Annotated in this window: 17 protein-coding genes and 1 pseudogene; 7 read left to right on the top strand and 11 right to left on the bottom strand. The window is 63.5% G+C overall.

The annotated features are described in order from the left end of the window. Window positions 1-155 precede the first annotated feature (155 nt). The 6 genes from ACQKPS_RS09565 to ffh all read right to left on the bottom strand — a co-directional run bounded on the left by ACQKPS_RS09565 (window position 156) and on the right by ffh (window position 4235). Window positions 156-563, bottom strand: coding sequence for an acyl-CoA thioesterase (locus tag ACQKPS_RS09565; protein WP_054887023.1), 408 nt, complete (start codon window positions 561-563; stop codon window positions 156-158). Between the two features lie 93 nt (window positions 564-656). After that, entirely contained in the window at window positions 657-1007 is a 351-nt protein-coding gene (gene rplS / locus ACQKPS_RS09560) for a 50S ribosomal protein L19 (protein ID WP_054887024.1), read from the bottom strand. 42 nt (window positions 1008-1049) lie between these two features. Then, a complete protein-coding gene (gene trmD / locus ACQKPS_RS09555; protein WP_003252146.1) occupies window positions 1050-1802 on the bottom strand; it encodes a tRNA (guanosine(37)-N1)-methyltransferase TrmD in 753 nt (250 codons plus the stop codon). 3 nt (window positions 1803-1805) lie between these two features. Further along, the gene (rimM, locus tag ACQKPS_RS09550; RefSeq protein WP_054887025.1) at window positions 1806-2342 is read right to left on the bottom strand and encodes a ribosome maturation factor RimM; all 537 of its coding nucleotides are present in this window, start codon (window positions 2340-2342) and stop codon (window positions 1806-1808) included. Window positions 2343-2347: 5 nt separating this feature from the next. Continuing rightward, the gene (rpsP, locus tag ACQKPS_RS09545) at window positions 2348-2599 is read right to left on the bottom strand and encodes a 30S ribosomal protein S16 (protein WP_003259424.1); all 252 of its coding nucleotides are present in this window, start codon (window positions 2597-2599) and stop codon (window positions 2348-2350) included. 259 nt (window positions 2600-2858) lie between these two features. Then, entirely contained in the window at window positions 2859-4235 is a 1377-nt protein-coding gene (gene ffh, locus ACQKPS_RS09540; RefSeq protein ID WP_054887026.1) for a signal recognition particle protein, read from the bottom strand. Between the two features lie 195 nt (window positions 4236-4430). Here ffh and ACQKPS_RS09535 point away from each other — a divergent pair, with 195 nt between their 5' ends. The 3 genes from ACQKPS_RS09535 (at window position 4431) to ACQKPS_RS09525 (ending at window position 8025) form a co-directional block, all read left to right on the top strand. Further along, entirely contained in the window at window positions 4431-5240 is an 810-nt protein-coding gene (locus ACQKPS_RS09535; protein ID WP_254483508.1) for a cytochrome C assembly family protein, read from the top strand. Window positions 5241-5249: 9 nt separating this feature from the next. Next, window positions 5250-6455: a transporter associated domain-containing protein gene (locus ACQKPS_RS09530; protein ID WP_427603771.1), complete on the top strand. Its 1206-nt coding sequence runs from the start codon at window positions 5250-5252 to the stop codon at window positions 6453-6455. 271 nt (window positions 6456-6726) lie between these two features. Further along, window positions 6727-8025 carry an MFS transporter gene (locus tag ACQKPS_RS09525; RefSeq protein WP_254483504.1) on the top strand — a complete coding sequence of 433 codons (1299 nt, stop codon included), beginning with the start codon at window positions 6727-6729 and terminating at the stop codon, window positions 8023-8025. Window positions 8026-8063: 38 nt separating this feature from the next. Here the strand turns inward: ACQKPS_RS09525 and purT are convergent, their stop codons facing one another. From purT to ACQKPS_RS09500, 5 genes are all read right to left on the bottom strand, one after another. Further along, the gene (purT, locus tag ACQKPS_RS09520; protein ID WP_103445466.1) at window positions 8064-9245 is read right to left on the bottom strand and encodes a formate-dependent phosphoribosylglycinamide formyltransferase; all 1182 of its coding nucleotides are present in this window, start codon (window positions 9243-9245) and stop codon (window positions 8064-8066) included. A gap of 77 nt (window positions 9246-9322) precedes the next feature. Then, window positions 9323-9790 (bottom strand): VUT family protein, encoded by a 468-nt coding sequence (locus tag ACQKPS_RS09515; RefSeq protein ID WP_254483502.1) that lies wholly within the window; start codon window positions 9788-9790, stop codon window positions 9323-9325. Between the two features lie 69 nt (window positions 9791-9859). Further along, on the bottom strand, window positions 9860-10063 hold the full coding sequence (locus ACQKPS_RS09510) for a DUF1289 domain-containing protein (RefSeq protein ID WP_254483500.1): 204 nt from the start codon (window positions 10061-10063) through the stop codon (window positions 9860-9862). Then, window positions 10056-10580 (bottom strand): gamma carbonic anhydrase family protein, encoded by a 525-nt coding sequence (locus ACQKPS_RS09505; protein WP_427603768.1) that lies wholly within the window; start codon window positions 10578-10580, stop codon window positions 10056-10058. The genes ACQKPS_RS09510 and ACQKPS_RS09505 overlap by 8 nt, the downstream gene beginning before the upstream one ends. A 42-nt stretch (window positions 10581-10622) precedes the next feature. Then, complete coding sequence (locus tag ACQKPS_RS09500; protein WP_110637286.1) at window positions 10623-11222, bottom strand: CoA pyrophosphatase; 600 nt, start codon at window positions 11220-11222, stop codon at window positions 10623-10625. 126 nt (window positions 11223-11348) lie between these two features. Between ACQKPS_RS09500 and ACQKPS_RS09495 the strand changes: the two genes are divergently transcribed. The 4 genes and pseudogenes from ACQKPS_RS09495 to ACQKPS_RS09480 all read left to right on the top strand — a co-directional run bounded on the left by ACQKPS_RS09495 (window position 11349) and on the right by ACQKPS_RS09480 (window position 18868). Continuing rightward, on the top strand, window positions 11349-11900 hold the full coding sequence (locus ACQKPS_RS09495) for an NUDIX hydrolase (protein ID WP_427603766.1): 552 nt from the start codon (window positions 11349-11351) through the stop codon (window positions 11898-11900). 153 nt (window positions 11901-12053) lie between these two features. Next, a pseudogene (locus tag ACQKPS_RS09490) lies at window positions 12054-12473 on the top strand (L,D-transpeptidase family protein); the annotation flags it as partial. Between the two features lie 161 nt (window positions 12474-12634). Then, window positions 12635-14314 carry a ShlB/FhaC/HecB family hemolysin secretion/activation protein gene (locus ACQKPS_RS09485; protein ID WP_254483494.1) on the top strand — a complete coding sequence of 560 codons (1680 nt, stop codon included), beginning with the start codon at window positions 12635-12637 and terminating at the stop codon, window positions 14312-14314. 27 nt (window positions 14315-14341) lie between these two features. Then, window positions 14342-18868, top strand: a complete 4527-nt coding sequence (locus ACQKPS_RS09480) for a hemagglutinin repeat-containing protein (protein WP_427603764.1) — start codon at window positions 14342-14344, stop codon at window positions 18866-18868. Window positions 18869-19104 lie beyond the last annotated feature (236 nt).

Below are 19104 nucleotides of genomic sequence, written 5' to 3'. Positions count from 1 at the left end.
TTGGAAGTCGGTCTAGTGTTTCACAGCCGCTTGTGGGTTGTCTGTACTGGCCTCTCGCGGCTAAAGCCGCTCCCACAGGGATATCACCGCCTGCGGGACCTGTGCTATCCCTGTGGGAGCGGCTTTAGCCGCGAAGAGGCCAGTACAGGCGAAAATCAGGCCTGGGGCAGGACCGGCACCGGGCGCTTGTCCTCGTCGATGGCGACAAAGCTGAATACCCCGTGGATCGCCCGCTCGCGGCCATCCAGGTACATGTTCTCAACGAATACATCCACCTGCACCTGCAAACTGGTATTCCCTACCTTGACCACCGTGCCCACCAGTTCGACGATCGAACCTGCCGGGATCGGGTGCTTGAAGTCGATGCGGTCGGTGGACACGGTCACCAGCGGCAGCCGGCAAAACCGCGTTGCGGCGATGAACGACACTTCGTCCATCCAGGCCAGCGCCGTGCCGCCGAACAGAGTGTTGTGGTGGTTGGTGGTGTTGGGGAACACCGCTTTGGTCACGCGGGTCACCGACAACTCGGTGCGGCGCTGGATTTCCTGGTCTCGGCTGCTCATATCCATCACGTTTACAGGTTTCAGAACGCAAAAAAGCAGCCCGAAGGCTGCTTTTTTCTCGCTAGGCGGCCTTGGCCACCGGGCAAACTGTACTCAGGACAGTTTTTCCTTGATGCGAGCGGCTTTGCCGGACAGGTCGCGCAGGTAGTACAGCTTGGCTTTACGCACGTCACCACGACGTTTCACGGCCAGGCTGTCGATCTGCGGGCTGTAGGTCTGGAAGGTACGCTCAACGCCTACGCCGCTGGAGATCTTGCGCACGGTGAAGGCGCTGTTCAGACCGCGGTTACGCTTGGCGATAACGACGCCTTCGAACGCCTGCAGACGGGAACGATCACCTTCCTTCACTTTAACCTGGACGACGATGGTGTCGCCTGGTGCGAAGGTCGGGATTTCCTTGTTCATCTGCTCGGCTTCGAGCTGCTGGATGATCTTGTTGGTCATGCTGTGCTCCTAAGATGGATACGTGATCCACCATCGATACGTTTAACTATCGTCCCGCTCGCGGAGATATTCCTCGAGCAGCTTCTTCTCTTCTCCAGAAAGCGAGCGACTTTCCAGAAGATCGGCGCGTCGTTCGAAGGTCCTACCAAGGGACTGCTTCATCCGCCATCGCCGGATATGTGCATGGTTGCCACTTAGCAACACGTCGGGAACACGCTGATCCGCATACACCTCAGGCCGGGTGTAGTGCGGGCAATCCAGCAGACCGTCGGTGAAAGAGTCTTCCTCCGCCGAGTCCACATGCCCTAAAGCTCCGGGCAGCAGCCGTGTAACCGCATCGATCAGTACCATGGCCGGCAGCTCGCCACCGGAAAGCACATAGTCACCAATCGACCACTCCTCATCGACATGAGCCTCGATAAAGCGCTCGTCGATGCCTTCATAACGACCGGCGATCAGGATCAACGATTCCTGTTCGGCCAGGCCTTTGACCGCCTGCTGAGTCAGCTTGCGGCCTTGTGGCGAAAGGTAGATTACCTTCGCCGCTGCTCCGGTCGCTTGCCTGGCGCTAACCAGGGCGTCTTCCAGAGGCTTGATTTTCATCACCATGCCCGGACCACCGCCAAACGGCCGATCATCCACGGTATGGTGGCGATCTGTGGTGTAGTCCCGCGGGTTCCAGCAAGTCACCTGAAGCAACCCCTGTTTCACCGCGCGGCTGGTAATGCCGTACTCTGTGATGGCCGAGAACATCTCGGGGAACAGCGTGATGACGTCTACGCGAAGGTTACCCATCGGTTAGAAGTCCGCGTCCCACTCAACCCGCATCACGCCTGCTTCCAGGTCGATGTCGAGCACGCATTGCGCCGTGTAGGGCAACAGACGCTCGCGATCATCCAGGCTGCCTGCGCAGGGTTTGACCACCATTACATCGTTCGCACCGGTCTCCAACAGGTGATCGACCTTGCCGAACAGCTGTTCGTCCTGGTTGATGACCTTCAGACCCACCAACTGGTACCAGTAGTACTCGTCGGCAGCCAGGTTGGGCAAAAGGCTCCGCGCAATGCAGATTTCGTGACCACTCAGAAGACGGGCTTCATCACGATCATCGAGGCCTTTCAGCTTTACGACCAGGCCCTTTTGGGAGCCACGACCGCTGACCAGCTCGACCTGCTTTACCTTGCCTTCGTGCCGAAGCGTCCAGCGCGGATAATCCAACAGGTTTTCAATCGGATCGGTAAAGGAATACACCTTCACCTCGCCGCGAACGCCGTGAACCGAAAAAATCTTGCCAACGACGATCAGGTCGTCAGCCTTTTCTGGCGTCGCGTTCATACTTCTCAGGCAGCAGCCTTGGCAGCGTCCTTCAGCAGCTGAGCAACGCGCTCAGACGGCTGTGCACCCTGGCTCAGCCAGTAGTTGACGCGCTCTTGGTTGACCGACAGTTTGACTTCGGCGCCAGCAGCGATCGGGTTGAAGAAACCTACGCGCTCAACGAAACGGCCGTCACGGGCGTTACGCGAGTTGGTCACGGTCAGGTGGTAGAATGGGCGCTTTTTCGAGCCGCCACGGGCCAGACGAATGGTTACCATGTGAACATCGTTCCTATAGTCGGTGCTGCAGTTCATACAGCAGCTGGTACTGCAAATCTGAATGCCAAATAGGCACACGGGTGCCCAAAAGGCCGCATATTCTCGGGGAATACACGGACATTTGCAAATGCCTTTTTCGGCAGAGCCCTGCCCTACCGCCCAGATTTGCCGGTTAAGCCACGCAATCCGTGGCCGTTGCCCCGCCGGAGCGGGGGTTCCGGGCGCCCGCTCATCCAGGAGCAGGCGCCCAAAATAGGGGTTACAGCTTCGGCATGCCGCCGCCCGGCAGCATCCCGCCCAGGCCGCGCATCATCTTGGCCATGCCGCCCTTGGCAGAAAACTTCTTCATCATTTTCTGCATCTGCTTGTGCTGTTTGATCAGGCGGCCGATGTCCTGCACCTGGGTGCCAGAGCCAAGGGCGATGCGGCGCTTGCGAGAACCGCTGATCAGGTCAGGGTCGCGTCGCTCGGCCGGGGTCATCGAGTTGATGATCGCTTCCATCTGCTTGAACTGCTTCTCGGCCGCGCCCTGGGCGTTGCCCATCTGCGACAGGTTGACCCCGCCGATGCTCGGCAGCTTGTCCATCAGGCCGCCCAGGCCGCCCATGTTCTTCATTTGCTGCAGCTGGTCGCGGAAGTCTTCGAGGTCGAAGCCCTTGCCCTTCTTCAGCTTCTTGGCCAGTTTGTCGGCCTTGGCCTTGTCGATGGTCTGCTCGGCCTGCTCGATCAGGCTGAGCACGTCACCCATACCGAGGATGCGCGAAGCGACACGGTCCGGGTGGAAGGGCTCGAGGGCTTCGGTCTTCTCGCCCATACCGATGAACTTGATCGGCTTGCCAGTGATGGCGCGCACCGACAGCGCGGCACCGCCACGGGCATCACCGTCGACCTTGGTCAGCACCACACCGGTCAACGGCAGGGCCTCGCCGAACGCCTTGGCGGTGTTGGCGGCGTCCTGGCCGGTCATGGCGTCGACCACGAACAGGGTCTCGATCGGCTTGACCGCTGCGTGCAGGGCCTTGATCTCGTCCATCATGTCGGCGTCGATGTGCAGGCGACCAGCGGTGTCGACAATGACCACGTCGATGAACTTGAGCTTGGCTTCGCGAATCGCCGCTTCGGCGATGGCCACCGGCTTCTGGCTGATATCGGACGGGAAGAAGGTCACGCCGATGTCGCTGGCCAGGGTTTCCAGCTGCTTGATCGCCGCCGGGCGATAGACGTCGGCGGAAACCACCATCACGCTTTTTTTCTTGCGCTCCTTGAGGAAGCGCGCCAGCTTGCCGGCGGTGGTGGTCTTACCGGCGCCCTGCAGGCCGGCCATCAGTACCACGGCTGGCGGTGCGGCGTTCAACGCCAGGTCTTCGTTGGCCGCGCCCATCAGGCTTTCCAGCTCGGCCTGGACGATCTTCACGAACGCCTGGCCCGGAGTCAGGCTGCGCGATACCTCGGTGCCGACCGCACGGTCCTTGACGCTGTTGACGAAATCCTTGACCACCGGCAGGGCAACGTCGGCCTCGAGCAGGGCCATGCGCACTTCGCGCAACGTGTCCTTGATGTTGTCTTCGGTCAGCTTGGCCTTGCCGGTGACATGGCGCAGCGTCTGTGACAGGCGGTCGGTCAGGTTTTCGAACATGGTGATCCTTTCAGGCCCAGTAAAAGCCGAGGTTTGTCAGGCGCCCGAGGGGGAAATGCACACCCGCCAGGCACAGCAAGGCGGCGATTATAACGAAGTGCAGCGGCGGCGCACACCTCGCTGCCGATCGGTCTGGATGGCCGGTGGCGTTCTATGCCAAACTCCGTGTCTTTCAGGGCTCTGCAACCAGGACTTATGGTTTCCTCACCCAGCCTCATCCCCAACCTGATCGCCGCCGGCCTATATATAGCTGCAGCCATCTACCAGGGCACCTACCTGGCCCAGGGCCGCAAGGCCGACAAACGCCTGCTCGGCCTGCTCGGCGCCCTCGCCGTGGTCGCCCAGGGTGGCGCACTGTTCTTCCAGTTGATCACCCCGCTGGGGCTGAGCCTGGACTTCTTCAGCGCTGCCAGCCTGATCGCCGTGGCGGTCATCACCTTGACCCTGCTGGCCTGCCTGCGTATCCCGGTTGAAAACCTGCTGGTGCTGCTGTTCCCGCTCGGCGCCGTCACCGCCCTGCTGGCCCAGTTCGCCCCGCCCGGCACGGTGCCGCTGATCGATGAAGAACCGGGCATCCTCGCGCACATCCTGTTGTCGATCCTGGCCTATGGCCTGTTCACCATCGCGGTGTTCCAGTCGCTGCTGTTGCTGCTGCAGGACCGCCAGCTGAAGAACAAGCACCCGTCCGGCCTGATCCGCAACTTCCCGCCGCTGCAAACCATGGAAAGCCTGCTGTTCGGCTTCCTCTGGGCGGGCTGGTGCCTGCTCTCGCTGTCGCTGATTTCCGGCTGGCTGTTCCTCGAGAACCTGTTTGCCCAGCATCTGGTGCACAAGACGCTGCTGGCCTGTGTGGCCTGGGTGGTGTTCAGCGTGCTGCTGTGGGGCCGCACGCGCCTGGGCTGGCGCGGGCACAAGGCTATCCGCTGGACCCTGGCGGGTTTCTGCCTGCTGATGCTGGCCTACTTCGGCAGCAAGCTGGTCCGCGAATTCATCCTGCATATCTGACGGCCGCCCATGGACACCCTGCCGTACGCACCGCTACTCGGCATTCTGACACTGGCGCTCCTGTGGTCGGCGCTGTTCACCGCCGTCGACGCTGCCCGCCTGCAGCTCAATGGTGCGCTGCGCAACGGCGATGACGCCGCGCCGACGCTGCCAGCCCAGGCCCTGGTGCTGTGCGCCAGCCTGGGCAAGCTGCTGGTGCTGGGCCTGGCATGCCTGATCGGTCAACGCCAGAGCGGCGAACACGGCTTCTGGCTAGCGGGCCTGGGCGCGGTGGCAGCGCTGCTGGTGTTTGCCGAATTCCTGCCGCGGCGCCTGGCCCGGCGCAACCCGCAGGCCTTCATCAGCCTTGGCCTGAGCCTGCGCCCGTTCCCGCTCGCCCTGCTGCAACCGTTGGCCTGCCTGTTCGATGGCATCGCCAAGCTGATGCTGCGACCGTTCCGCGCGCAGCCCACGGCAGTGGCCTTGCATCCGCAGGAAGACGACGTCTTCGACGAAGACGATGAGCACGAGGCGCCGCGCTACGGCCTGCTGGACGGCTTGCAGTCGCTGGACAAGATCACCGTCAACGACATCCTGGTACCGCGCAACGAAGTCGATGGCATCAACCTCGACGACCCCATCGCACAGATCATCGAGCAGTTGATCGTCAGCCGGCACACTCGACTGCCGGTGTATCACAGCGACATCAACCAGGTCGAAGCGATCCTCAACACCAAGCTCATCAGCCACTTGCTGCCCAAGGCCGAGCTGACCCTGGAGCAACTGCTGGGCGCCTGCTACGAGCCCTACTTCGTGCCAGAAAGCACGCCGCTGCAGATGCAATTGCTGAACTTCCACAAGCAGCAGCGGCGCCTGGGCGTGGTGGTGGACGAGTATGGCGAGGTGCTGGGTATCGTCACCCTTGAAGACATCCTTGAAGAAATCGTCGGCGAGTTCGAAGACGAGCAGAGCCTGGACAACCCGCATGTGCACCCGCAGCCCGATGGCACTTTCGTCATCGAAGGCAACGCCTCGCTGCGTGAAATCAACCGTAGCCTGGGCTGGCACCTGCCTTGCGACGGCGGCCCGAAAACCCTCAACGGGCTGGTTACCGAAGCCCTCGAAAGCATTCCGGAAAGCGCCGTCTGCCTGAAGATCGGCCGCTATCGCCTGGAAATCCTCGAAACAGAGGACAATTGTGCCAGCAAGGTACTGGTATGGACCGTGACCCGATAGCTATACTCGGGTCACGCTTACCCAGCCCCGCCGTTCCGCCCGCTACCCGCACCCGGCGCCACACGGCCAGTCCGCTGTACTGACACGCCCCGCGGTCCTGCTTCAACACCCCGAACAGTGCCCGCTCCCATCCCTACCCGCCTGGGCTGGTGTCAGATGCGCGAACACAACAACAATACGCTCCGGCGTCCGCCAAGCCGTGCCCACCCTCAACGCCGGCACAGGCCACGGACAAAGGCATGGAGCGGAACAGACTGTCAGGGACCTATCAATGACAACCAGCACCTATGCCGAGGCGCCTGCCGCGCCGGTCAACTCGCCTGCGCGGGTCGCAACTGCCAGCTTCATCGGCACCGCCATCGAGTTCTACGATTTCTACGTCTATGCCACTGCCGCCGCGCTGGTCATCGGCCCGGTGTTCTTCCCCTCCGGGTCGGGCACCGCGCAGATGCTCGCGGCCTTCATCACTTTCGGCATCGCCTTCCTTGCCCGCCCGCTGGGCTCGGCGCTGTTCGGCCATTTCGGCGACCGCATCGGGCGCAAGTCGACCCTGGTCGCTTCGCTGCTGCTGATGGGTGTATCGACCACGCTGATCGGTGTGCTGCCGGGCTATGACAGCATCGGTGTGTGGGCTCCGATCCTGCTCTGCCTGCTGCGCTTCGGCCAGGGCCTTGGCCTGGGTGGCGAATGGGGCGGCGCCGCACTGCTGGCCACCGAGAACGCGCCGGAGGGCAAGCGCGCCTGGTTCGGCATGTTCCCGCAACTTGGCCCATCGATCGGCTTCCTGGCGGCCAACGGCCTGTTCCTGTCGCTGGCAATGCTGCTCAGCGACGAACAGTTCCGTGACTGGGGCTGGCGCATTCCGTTCCTGCTCAGTGCCGCGCTGGTGCTGGTGGGGCTGTATGTGCGCCTGAAGCTTGAAGAGAGCCCGGTGTTCGCCAAGGCAGTCGCCCGCCACGAACGCGTGAAAATGCCGGTGGTCGACCTGTTCGGCAAGTACTGGATGCCGACCCTGCTGGGCGCAGCCGCCATGGTGGTGTGCTACGCGCTGTTCTATATCTCGACGGTGTTCTCGCTCAGCTATGGCGTGACCACGCTGGGCTACAGCCGCGAGACCTTCCTCGGCCTGCTGTGCTTTGCCGTGGTGTTCATGGCCCTGGCCACACCGCTTTCGGCCTGGCTGAGCGACCGTTACGGGCGCAAACCGGTGTTGATCGTCGGCGGCCTGCTGGCGGTGGCTTCGGGCTTCACCATGGAACCACTGCTGACCTCGGGTTCGACCACGGGGGTGGCGCTGTTCCTGGCCATCGAGCTGTTCCTGATGGGGGTGACCTTTGCACCGATGGGGGCGCTGCTGCCGGAGCTGTTCCCGACCCACGTGCGCTATACCGGCGCCTCGGCGGCGTACAACCTGGGCGGTATCGTCGGCGCCTCGGCAGCACCGTTCTTTGCCCAGAAACTGGTGAGCATGGGGGGGTTGAGCTGGGTGGGTGGCTACGTGTCGGCGGCGGCTGTGATCAGCCTGATTGCCGTGCTGTGCCTGAAAGAAACCCGCAATACCGAACTGTAAGCAATTGGGGCCGCTTTGCGGCCCCCTGCAATCTCGGATCAGAACTCGACCTTGACCGCCTGCGAAGCTCGGGTCGCCTTGGCCCGCGCCGCTTCGACCGATTCATCACGCGCCAGGCACACACCCATGCGACGGGTGCCGTTGATTTCCGGCTTGCCGAACAGGCGAATGGCGGTGTCAGGCTCGCTCAGGGCGGCGCCCAGGTTGGCGAAGCTGGTCTGCTGCGACTGGCCTTCCGGCAGGATCACCGCCGACGCCGACGGCCCGAACTGGCGCACCACCGGGATCGGCAGGCCGAGAATGGCGCGGGCGTGCAGGGCGAACTGCGACAAGTCCTGGGAAATCAGGGTCACCAGGCCGGTGTCATGCGGGCGGGGCGAAACTTCGCTGAACCACACCTGGTCGCCCTTGACGAACAGCTCCACACCGAACAGACCACGGCCACCCAGTGCATCGGTAACTGCCTTGGCCACGCGCTGCGACTCAGCCAAAGCTTTCGCGCTCATGGCTTGCGGCTGCCAGGACTCCTGGTAGTCACCCTTCTCCTGACGGTGGCCCACCGGTTCGAGGAAGGTGGTACCGCCGACATGGCGCACGGTAAGCAAGGTGATTTCGTATTCGAAGTCGATGAAGCCCTCGATGATCACCCGGCCCTTGCCGGCACGGCCGCCTTCCTGGGCGTAGTCCCACGACTTCTGCAGGTCGGCATCGCTGCGCAGCAGGCTCTGGCCCTTGCCCGAGGAGCTCATGACCGGTTTGACCACGCAGGGGTAGCCGACGTCGGCCACGGCCTTGGCGTAGTCTTCGAAGGTGTCGGCGAAGTGGTACGGCGAGGTTGGCAGGTCCAGCTCTTCGGCCGCCAGGCGGCGAATGCCTTCACGGTTCATGGTCAGCTGGGTGGCGCGTGCGGTCGGCACCACGTTGAAGCCTTCGTTCTCCAGTTCGACCAGCGTGGCGGTGGCGATGGCTTCGATTTCCGGAACGATGTAGTGCGGCTTTTCCGCCTCGATGATCGCCCGCAGGGCAACGCCATCGAGCATGTTGACCACGTGGCTGCGGTGCGCCACCTGCATCGCCGGGGCATTGGCGTAGCGGTCGACGGCGATCACCTCGACGCCCAGGCGCTGCAGCTCGATCACCACTTCCTTGCCCAGCTCGCCACAGCCGCAGAGCAGCACACGGGTCGCGGTTGGCGACAATGGGGTTCCGATACGGGTCATTTCAGGTCCTCGAAGGCGTCCGGGGCCGCGCCAGGCTTTGGCACGGCCCGCTGAAAAAGGACCGATATTCTACACCATCAGCCCGCGACAGCGGCCCGCCGTGCACGAAATGCCATGGCCAGCCAGACGGCCGTGACACCGGCGAACTTGGACGCCATGGCGGTGCCGATCACCGCTGGCGTGAGCGCACCGATCATGCCGAAGAAGATGAACGTGTCCACCGGAATGCTCAGCGCCGAGCTCAGCCACAGGCGGTCACGCAGCGGCCGGCGGGTGATGCTGAACACCAGCCAGTCGATCAGCTCGGAGACGAAGAACGCGGTGGCGCTGGCCAAGGCAATGGCCGGCTCCGAGGTGGCGTACGAAAGCACCAGGGCCAGCAGCATGGCAATCAGCGCGCCGTGGCCAAAACGGGTTTGCACCATGTCGCGCAGAATGAACACCAGGCCGCCCCAGCAGGACCAGATGACGTCCAGGTGCGGGGCGCTGGAGAACGCGTAGTTGATCAGCACTACGCTACTGATATAGGCGATGAGATAGAACATGGGCAGGTTGTCTGTGAGCAAGCCCGACAGATTACCGCTGGCTTCTTCGCGGGTAAAGCCAGCGCAAGATCAGGCCCCGATAATCAATCCTGCAGCCACTGCCCGCTCATGGCACAGCTTGAGCACCGCCCGTCGCTCGGTATTGTCCATCCGCCCCCAGCGGCCGATCTCGGCCACGGTGCGTTGGCAGCCGGTACAGATATCCTGCTCGTCCAGTGCGCAGATGCTCACACACGGGGAAGCCACCGGCCGCTCTGCTGCAACTTCACTCATCGTCGGCCACCAGTTCCCGCGCATAACGCTCGGCATTGTGTACATAGTGCGCGGCGCTGGCTTCGAGCATGCGCATCTGCTGTTCGGTCAGCTCGCGCACCACCTTGCCCGGCGAGCCCATCACCAGCGAGCCGTCGGGGATTTCCTTGCCTTCCGGGATCAGCGCGTTGGCGCCGATGATGCAGTGCTTGCCGATACGCGCGCCGTTGAGGATGACGGCGTTGATGCCGATCAGGCTGTAGTCGCCGACCGAGCAGCCATGCAGCATGGCGTTGTGGCCGATGGTCACGCCCTTGCCCAGGGTCAGCGGCGAGCCCATGTCGGTGTGCATCACCGTACCGTCCTGGACATTGCTGTCCTGGCCGATGTCGATCAGTTCGTTGTCACCCCGCAGCACCGCACTGAACCACACGCTGGCACGGGCCTGCAGGCGCACTTTGCCGATCAGGGTGGCGTTGGGTGCGGCCCAGCTGGTGGGGTGGCATTCGACCCGATGGTCGCCCAGGCGGTATTTCATGTTTGCTCCTCAGGGGTTCACGCAGACGGCGGGGGGTACCGCTCAAATTTCGATGTAGCGCTCGGGGGGTTGATGCAGGCTGATCCCTGCGTCATACAACAGGTTGACCAGCTCGACGATCATGATCGCCGACAACCCCCAGATCTTGTACTCGCCGTAGCGGTAGCTGGGCACGTACCAGCTGCGCCCCTGGTAATCGATACGGTGGGTGTGGTCACGCGGGTCCTGGCGGAAGAATTCCAGCGGCACGCTGAAGACTGCCGCGATTTCGGCATCATTGGCGCGATATTCGACGAAATCCGGGATCAAGCCGACGAACGGGGTCACTTTCAGGCCGTGCAGGGAGATCAGCGGGCTGAGCGGGCCGACCACTTCCACCAGGCCGGGCGGCAGGCCGATTTCTTCTTCGGCTTCGCGCAGCGCGGTAAACACCAGGTCCGGGTCTTCAGGGTCGCGTCGGCCCCCGGGAAAGGCGACTTCACCGCCGTGGGTCGACAACCCCTTGGCACGCAGGGTCAAGACCAGCTCGGGCGCTTCGCTGCGGGTGATGGGCAAAAGTACCGCCGCCTCGGGGAACCGTCGGTCGGTTTCCAGTGAAGCGGGTTGGTGGTTGCTCATACGGCGAAGTAGCTCGTCCAGCATTGCGCACTCTCGTTTCCAAGGCCTGCCTTGCATGATGCACCAAAGCCGCGAAGCACCCAAGCCCCGTGCGCTTGCGGCAGCCCCGCCTGACGCGCCAAGATAACTTCGTCAAGAGGGAAGAAAAGCATGAAATTTTGCAGCGCGTGCGGCCAGCCAGTCATTCAGCAGATACCCGTGGGCGACAGCCGCCTGCGGTTCGTCTGCGAATCTTGCCAGACTATTCACTACCAGAACCCCAACATCGTCGCCGGGGTGTTGCCCACCTGGGGCAGCCAGGTGCTGCTGTGCCGTCGCGCCATCGAGCCGCGCCGCGGCTTCTGGACGCTACCGGCGGGCTTCATGGAAAACGGCGAGACCCTCGACCAGGCCGCCCGTCGCGAAACCGACGAGGAAGCCTGCGCCCGGGTCGGCGACATGGCCCTGTACCAGCTGTTCGACCTGCCGCACATCAACCAGGTGCATGTGTTCTTCCGTGCCGAGCTGGCCGACCTGGATTTTGCCGTCGGCGTCGAAAGCCTGGAGGTGCGGTTGTTCGAGGATCACGAAATCCCGTGGGGCGAGCTGGCTTTCCGCACCGTCACTCGCACACTAGAATGCTATTATCGCGACCGCATCAGGCAGCACTACCCGATTGGCCATGAATACCTGCCGCCGATGAATGTTTCGCCCACCACTTAAGCTCGCAGGTACTGCTTCATGCGTTGGTTGTTCGCCCTTTTCTGCCTTTGCGTTACCACGGTGTCCCAGGCGGCCTTCACCGAAGTCATCATTCGCAAGCCGCAACCGCCGGTGCCGGCCCAGTCGCAATCCCAGGCGGCCATGCAGCCGCTGATCGACAAGGTGCTGGTGATAAAGTCCGAGCGCCGCCTGCAGCTGATCAGCCGCGGCGAACCGCTGAAGACCTACCGCATCTCCCTGGGCAAGCAGCCCAAGGGGGCAAAGGAACGCGAGGGCGACAAGAAGACCCCTGAAGGCCTGTACTGGCTGGACTGGCGCAAGGAAAGCGACCGCTTCAACCTGGCCATGCACATCACCTACCCGAACATCAGCGATGCCGCCCGCGCCAACCGCGAAGGCTGGAGCGCTGGCAGCATGATCATGATCCACGGCACGCCTATCGACGAGAACTACCCCGAGTGGTACTTCCACACCCTCGACTGGACCGACGGCTGCATCGCCATGCGCAACCGCGACATGCAGGAAGTCTGGGACCTGGTCCGCGATGGCACCCTGATCGAAATTCGTCCTTGATAGTCCTACATTCAGATTGAGCTTGTAGGACGTTTCATACTTCAAATACACACCTGCCCTACATCTTGCTTAGGCCAGGGACTGCATCCAGCCGACGGCTTGAATTCTTAGCATCCATGCAAACGAGTACGTAACCCGTACGCCATTTGCGAGGGTGCTTAATGCAATGCCGACCCCTTCATGCCGCCAGCAGGGCGCTCGCCGGTTGCCTGGCTGGCATGCTGATCGCCCACACGGTGCTGGCTGACGACCCCGCCAGCCTGCAACTGCGCGACCAGCAGCAATCCCTGCGCCATTTCGAACAGCAACAGCGGCTCAAGCGCTGGCAACAGCCGCCGGCACCCGAGCGCAATGAGCAGGCCGCCGCCCAGCCGGTCGCCGATCAGTGCTGGGCTGTCTCCGGCCTGCGCATCGTCGGCAACCGCCAACTTGCGGACCAGGCGCTCGAGCCCGCGCTGCGCAAGTGGCTGCTGCCCTGCATGGGCATCAACGATATCAATAACCTGCTCAGGGGCATCACCCAGCTGTACGTCAGTGCTGGATTTCCGACCAGCCGTCCCTACCTGCGCCGGCAGCCTGGCGATGACGCACCACTGGACATCGTCATCGTCGAAGGCTTCGTCGAATCCATCGAGTTCGACGACCCCGAGCTGCCTTTGTTTTTGCCAGGCGCCTTCCCGGGCGTACTAGGCGAGCCCCTTTACCTACCCGCCCTCGAGCAAGGCCTGGACCAACTCAATCGTCTGCGCGCCTATGACGTGAGCATGGATTTGCTGCCCGGCGAACTGCAGGGCGGTACCCGGGTTGTGCTGCAACCGCGCAAGATCGGTTCACGCTGGCACCTGGATAGCCGCCTGGATAACCGTGGCAGTGAACTGACCGGCCGCCACCGCCTTAACCTCGGCCTCGGCATGGACAGCCCGCTGGGGCTCAATGACGACCTGCGCGTGTCATTGCTCTCCAGTGTCTTGCACGCCCCCGGCAAGGTGCAAGGCATCACGCTGTACTACAGCGTCCCTTATGGCCCCTGGACCTTTGCCCTCAACGCCAGCCAACTGAGCTACGATGCGCCACTGCCGCACAGCCGGCAGACCAGCGACGGCAGCAGCAGCTACCAAGGCCTGAGCGTCGAGCGGGTGTTGTGGCGCAACCAGCAAGGCCTGCTCAGCGCCAGCACGCGGCTGGACCGCAAGCAACTGGTCAACCGCAGCGCTGGCGCCGTCATCACCCAGCAGAGCCCGACCCTCACCAGTGTTGAGGCTGGCATCAACCTACTGTGGCTGGAAGGCGGGCTATGGAACGGGTACCTGGGCATTGTCCAGGGCCTGGACTGGTTCGCTGCCGACGAGGGGCCATTAGGCGCCGAAAGCCTGCGCCCGGATTTTCGCAAGTACCGCGCCAGCCTGCTGCACCTGCGCCAGGGGCCGCCTGACAGGCCTTGGCGCTGGCAAAGCGAGCTGGCCCTGCAGTACAGCGAACATGCGTTGCCCGCCATCGAGCAGTTACTGGTCAGCGACGACTCGACCGTAAGGGGCTTTCGCCTGAGCACCTACTCCGGCGCCAGCGGCGCGACCTGGCGTAATACCTTGAGCCAGCCGCTACCGGCGAGCTGGGCCCATCCCCTGCAGATACGCCCTTACCTCGGCCTGGATGTGGGCTGGACCCGGCACTCCACTGGGAAGCCTTCGCAACGCCTGGCCGGCACAGCCGCCGGCATCGAACTGAGCCTTAAAAACGCCCGGCTGCGCCTTGACTACCAACGCGCCCTCTACACCAGCGACCTGCCCCGCTCCCGCCTGGAGCCTGGCTTCTGGGTACTGGAGTGCACCCTGAGCATCTGATTCACCCACAACAAAGAGAACGAGAACATGCAGACACTCTCGCCGTTACCGTCTACCCGCCCGGATACCTTGCGCTGGGCCATCTTCCTCGCCTTGCTCGGCCCCGCCAGCGCTTTCGCGCAGGGTGGGCTGGAGGCCGCCAGCGGCCCGGCAGGCACGCCGATCATCAACAACGACCATGGCGTGCCGGTGATCGACATCGTTGCGCCCAATGCCAGTGGCCTGTCGCATAACCAGTTCCTCGACTACAACGTCGCCCGCCCCGGTGTGGTATTGAACAACGCCCTGCAGCAAGGTCAGTCGCAACTGGCCGGCGCATTGGCCGCCAACCCGCAGTTCCAGGGCCAGGCAGCGTCCACCATTCTCAACGAGGTGGTCAGCCGCAACGCCTCGCTGATCGAGGGCCCGCAGGAAATCTTCGGCCGCCCGGCCGACTACATCCTCGCCAACCCCAACGGCATCACCCTCAATGGCGGCAGCTTCATCAACACCACCCGCGCAGGCTTCGTGGTTGGCACACCCGAGTTGCAGGATGAACAGCTGCGTCAACTCAACACGCTCAACGCCGCTGGCACGTTGCAGGTGCTCAAGGGTGGCCAGAGCAATGCCGAGGGCGCGCTCGAGCTGATTGCCCCCAAGGTGGACCAGCACGGCTTGCTCATGGCCAAGGGTGACCTCAACGTGACCGTTGGCCGCAATCGCATCGCTCTGGCCGATGGCCAAGTGCTCGAACACCTGCCGAGCACCCCGTCGAGCATCGACGCCAAGCTGTTCGGTGCCATGCGCGCCGGGCGCATTCGCGTGGTGAGCACTGCCGAAGGTGCGGGCGTGCGCATGGGCTCGAAGGTTATGGCCGACAACGGCATCGCCATTCACTCCGCCGGCTCATTGGACATCCGCGGCGACGCCGACACCCCGGCCAAACTGCACAGTGAACACGGTGCCCTGCTTCTGACCGCCGCCGATGACCTGGCATTGAGCGCCGTCGATGGCAAGGCCGAGCGTATCGAGGCCAAGGCCGGCAAGAAACTCACCCTGGACGCCAAGACCCGCGAAACCATCAACCACGACCGCGACAGCTGGAACAAGAAGTTTCTGTTCATCACCCGCGAAACCTATAGCGAAGAAAGCACTACCACCGAGCGCCAGCAACGGGGTGTGCACTTGCAGGGCAGCGACAGCATTGCCTTGCAGTCCGGTGCCGACATGCGACTGGTCGCCGCCGAGCTGAAGGCAGGCGGTGACATGACCCTCGACAGCGGTGCCAACCTGGACCTCGCGGCCGGCATCGACAGCAAGCAATTCAAGCAACAGGTGCGTCACCGCAAGGACCTGTGGCGCGGCGACAGCGATACCGACCAGTACACCGAAACCGCACAGCCCGGCACGCTGAGCGCCCAACGCATGACAGTCAGGGCCAAAGACACACTCAAGGTCGAGGCCAGCAACCTGCATAGCCGCGGCGACATGGATCTCAACGCCAGGCAGGTCGAGGTCGGCACCACCGCCCTGCAGCACCGCAGCAACGACGGCAACTACCGGGGCGACCTGGTCTCCGGCACCTTCTTTGGCAATCGCAAGGGCAACGACACCGAGGGCCAGCGCGTTGCCGGCAGCAGCGTCACTGCGGATGGCAAACTGAATGTCCATGCCGACCAGGTCAGCATCAAGGGCAGCACCGTGCACGGTCAAAAAGATGCCGTGCTCTACAGCGAAAAGGGCGCGCTGGCGATCGAAGCGGACCATGGCAGTAGCCGTTTCACCGAGCGCAAGAGCGACAGCAAGCTGTTCGGCCTGTTCGGCAGTGATCAGCAGAGCACCAGAGCTGAACAGCAAGTGCTGGTCAGCGATGTCAGTTCGTCCAGCAACCTGCGCCTGGCCAGTGCCGAAGAGCTGCGCATCCAGGGCGCCAAGGTCGAGGCCGGCGCGCACTTGCAGGTCGAAGCCAAGGGCGATCTGCTGATCGGCAGCACACAAGCGGTCAACGAAAGCGAAAGCCGCGATCAGCAACGGGGTTTGACTGCCAGTGCACGGCAAACCCAGCAAGCCGAAGACGGCAAGCCGGAGTCTCGCCAGTATGCGGCGGGCGTGGCCTATGAAGTGGTCACCGGCAGTGAAAAAGTGCGCGAAACCACCCAAGTCGCCAGCGAGCTGAAGGGGGCTACGGTTGGCCTGAGCAGCGAGGGGCACCTGCAGGTCAACGGCTCCAAGGTCCAGGCCGCTGCGGGCGACCTCGATGTGAAGGCCAGGCAAGTGACGCTCGGCGCCACCCGCAATGAGCGTGAATCGACCACCAGCACTGGCCAGAGCGGCGGCGGTTTGACGGTCACCGGCGGCATCGATCGCCTGGGCAGCCTGTTCGAAGGCCATCACAACCGCACCGTGGTGACCGAGCACGACAGCAAGGCCCAACGCAGCGAACTGCAGGCCAGTGGCAACGTCAGCGTCGATGCTGACGCGCTGGTGACCGAAGCGGCACGCGTCACTGCCGGGGATACCCTCAAGGTGAGCGCCAGGCACATCGACAACCGTGCTGTGCTCGATACCCATGAACGCGAAGAACTGCGCAGCGAGTGGTCCGGCAGCCTCGGCGCCAGCGTCGAATATCGCGACCTGACCCGGCCGATCGAGCGGCTGGTGCTGGGCGAGGAGGCCGCGCGCTTCCAGCAGGCATCGCCCGAAGACGCCATGGTGGCCCCCAGCATCGGTGCCGACATGACCGTGGAGCACCTCAAGCGCCTGGAAAACCAGCGTCGAGGCTTTGCTCAGGTCAGCGAGCTGTCTGGGGCACAGGTCGAGGTCAAGGCCGAGGTCATCGATGACCAGGGTACCGCTTGGCGTGCCAACAGCGGCCAACTGAAGATCGATGCGCAACAGCACAGCATGCGCGCCGCCGAAAACACCCGGGAGGACAGCGTGGAGCGCCTGGCCTTTGGCGGTGACCTGCGCGTCGACACCAGCTCCGGCAGTGACCTGAACGCCCGCGGCGCGGGCAAGGGCGGGTCGCTGGACAAACAGGCAACGGCCAGCACCGCAGTACCCGGCAGCCTTTATGGCCAACAGGGTATCCAGGTCCAGCTGGGTAGCGATGGTCGATATGAGGGCACACGCATCGAGGGTGGCGAAGGTGAGGTGGTCATCCACAGTGAAGGCAACCTGTCGCTGACCCAGGCCAACGACCGCACCGAGGAGTTGACCCGCCAGCTGGACGGCAATGCGTGGGCCAAAGTTGGCAACCGCCCCGGCAGCACCGGCTTCGATGCCCGTGGCTACCTTGACCACGCGCAGCTGCAAACCGTGCAAACCAAGGCGCAAGTGGCACAGATCGACGCCAAGGGGGACGTCCGCCTGAGCAGCGCGGGTGATCTGCTGCTGGAGGGCACCCGTATCGGCAGTCGTGAAGCCAAGGTGGGCGATATTCGCCTGCACAGCGATGGCCTGCTGCAGGTCAAGGCAGGCAGCGACACCCAGCAGGCCAACGGCGGCAAACTCGGCGGTGGCCTGGAGCTGGCAGCCAAGATGGGCGAGACCAAAGGCGGCGGCATCGGCGGCCATTTCACCCATGGCACGCAGGACGAAAAGGCCCGTCAGGCCGTCGATGCCCAGTTCGCCAGTACCGGCAAGCTGACCCTCAGCAGCTCGGCTCGTGAGGACATTGCCCTGCACCTGGAGGGCCTGCAGGCATCCGCCGGGCAAATCGACCTCAACGCGTCCAGCGGCGGCATGCTGATCGAAGCCTCCTCCAATCAGGAGCAGCGCAACAATCTCGAGATCACTGCCGGCGCCGGTTTCAACATGACCGCAGGCACCACCGACACCCGTGGTTTGCATGGCAGGGCCAAAGTCGAGCTGGACAAGCGCGACAACCAGACCTGGAACGCCAGCAACCTGCGCGCCGAAACCCTCGACCTGCAAAGCCGGGGTGATACCCGCATCGAAGGCGCCAGCCTGGAAGCCGGGCGCATCACCGGCGCGATCGATGGCGACCTGCGCATCGCCAGCCACAAGGACAGCGTCGACACCCTGACGGTGAAGGGCGATGCGCGCCTGAGCCAGGAGAAAAACCCGCAGGGCTACGTCAACGCCGCCACCTCGCTGGCCGGGCCACTGGGAGGCAAGGTCAAGGAGAAAGCCGGCTCGGCCTTGAGCAAGGCAGACCCTGGCTTCTCGCCGACCTTCAGCCTTGAGGTGTCGCACGTGCAGCGTGACAGCGTGGGGCAGCAGGCGGTACTCAAGGGCAGCGACGGTATCGAGCTGAAGGTGGGCGGTGATGCCCAGCTGGTTGGCGCGCGGCTGCAGTCAGCCAAGGGCCCGGTCGCGCTCGATGCCAGCTCGGTGAGCCGGGAAACCCTGAGTGGCAACGATTACCGTCGGGATGTGTCGGTCGACGCCTCCAATTCGCCGGTGGACCTGGGCACGGCGATTGCCGAGATGGCCAAGGGCAAAGGCGCGGCGGATGGCGAGAATGCGCTGGACCTGGGGTTGCTGAGGACCAGTGGGCATAGCCGCAGTGAGCAGTGGGTTTCCAGCCTGCAGGGTGGTAAGGCGGAGTAAGGGGCGAGGCGCGGATGTGCCTGCCTTGGGATGTTCAGCGCCAGTGAGATCGAGCGCCGCCCGCGCGGCGCATCGCGAGCTTTGCTCGCTCCTACGTTTGTTTCGGGCCAGTTATTCCTCGGGGATTTGCGCGCGTACGCTTTGGCGCATGGCTCGATATCGCGTCGTACCAACAAGGCGGTCGCGCGCGCCCGTCACAGGCGTTACTGGCCGGAAACAAACGTAGGAGCGAGCAA

This window comes from Pseudomonas sp. NPDC086566, assembly GCF_050280885.1.
Taxonomy (GTDB): Bacteria; Pseudomonadota; Gammaproteobacteria; order Pseudomonadales; family Pseudomonadaceae; genus Aquipseudomonas; species Aquipseudomonas vlassakiae.
Note: the sequence above shows the minus strand (reverse complement) of the source record. Positions and strands in the feature narration are given on the sequence as shown.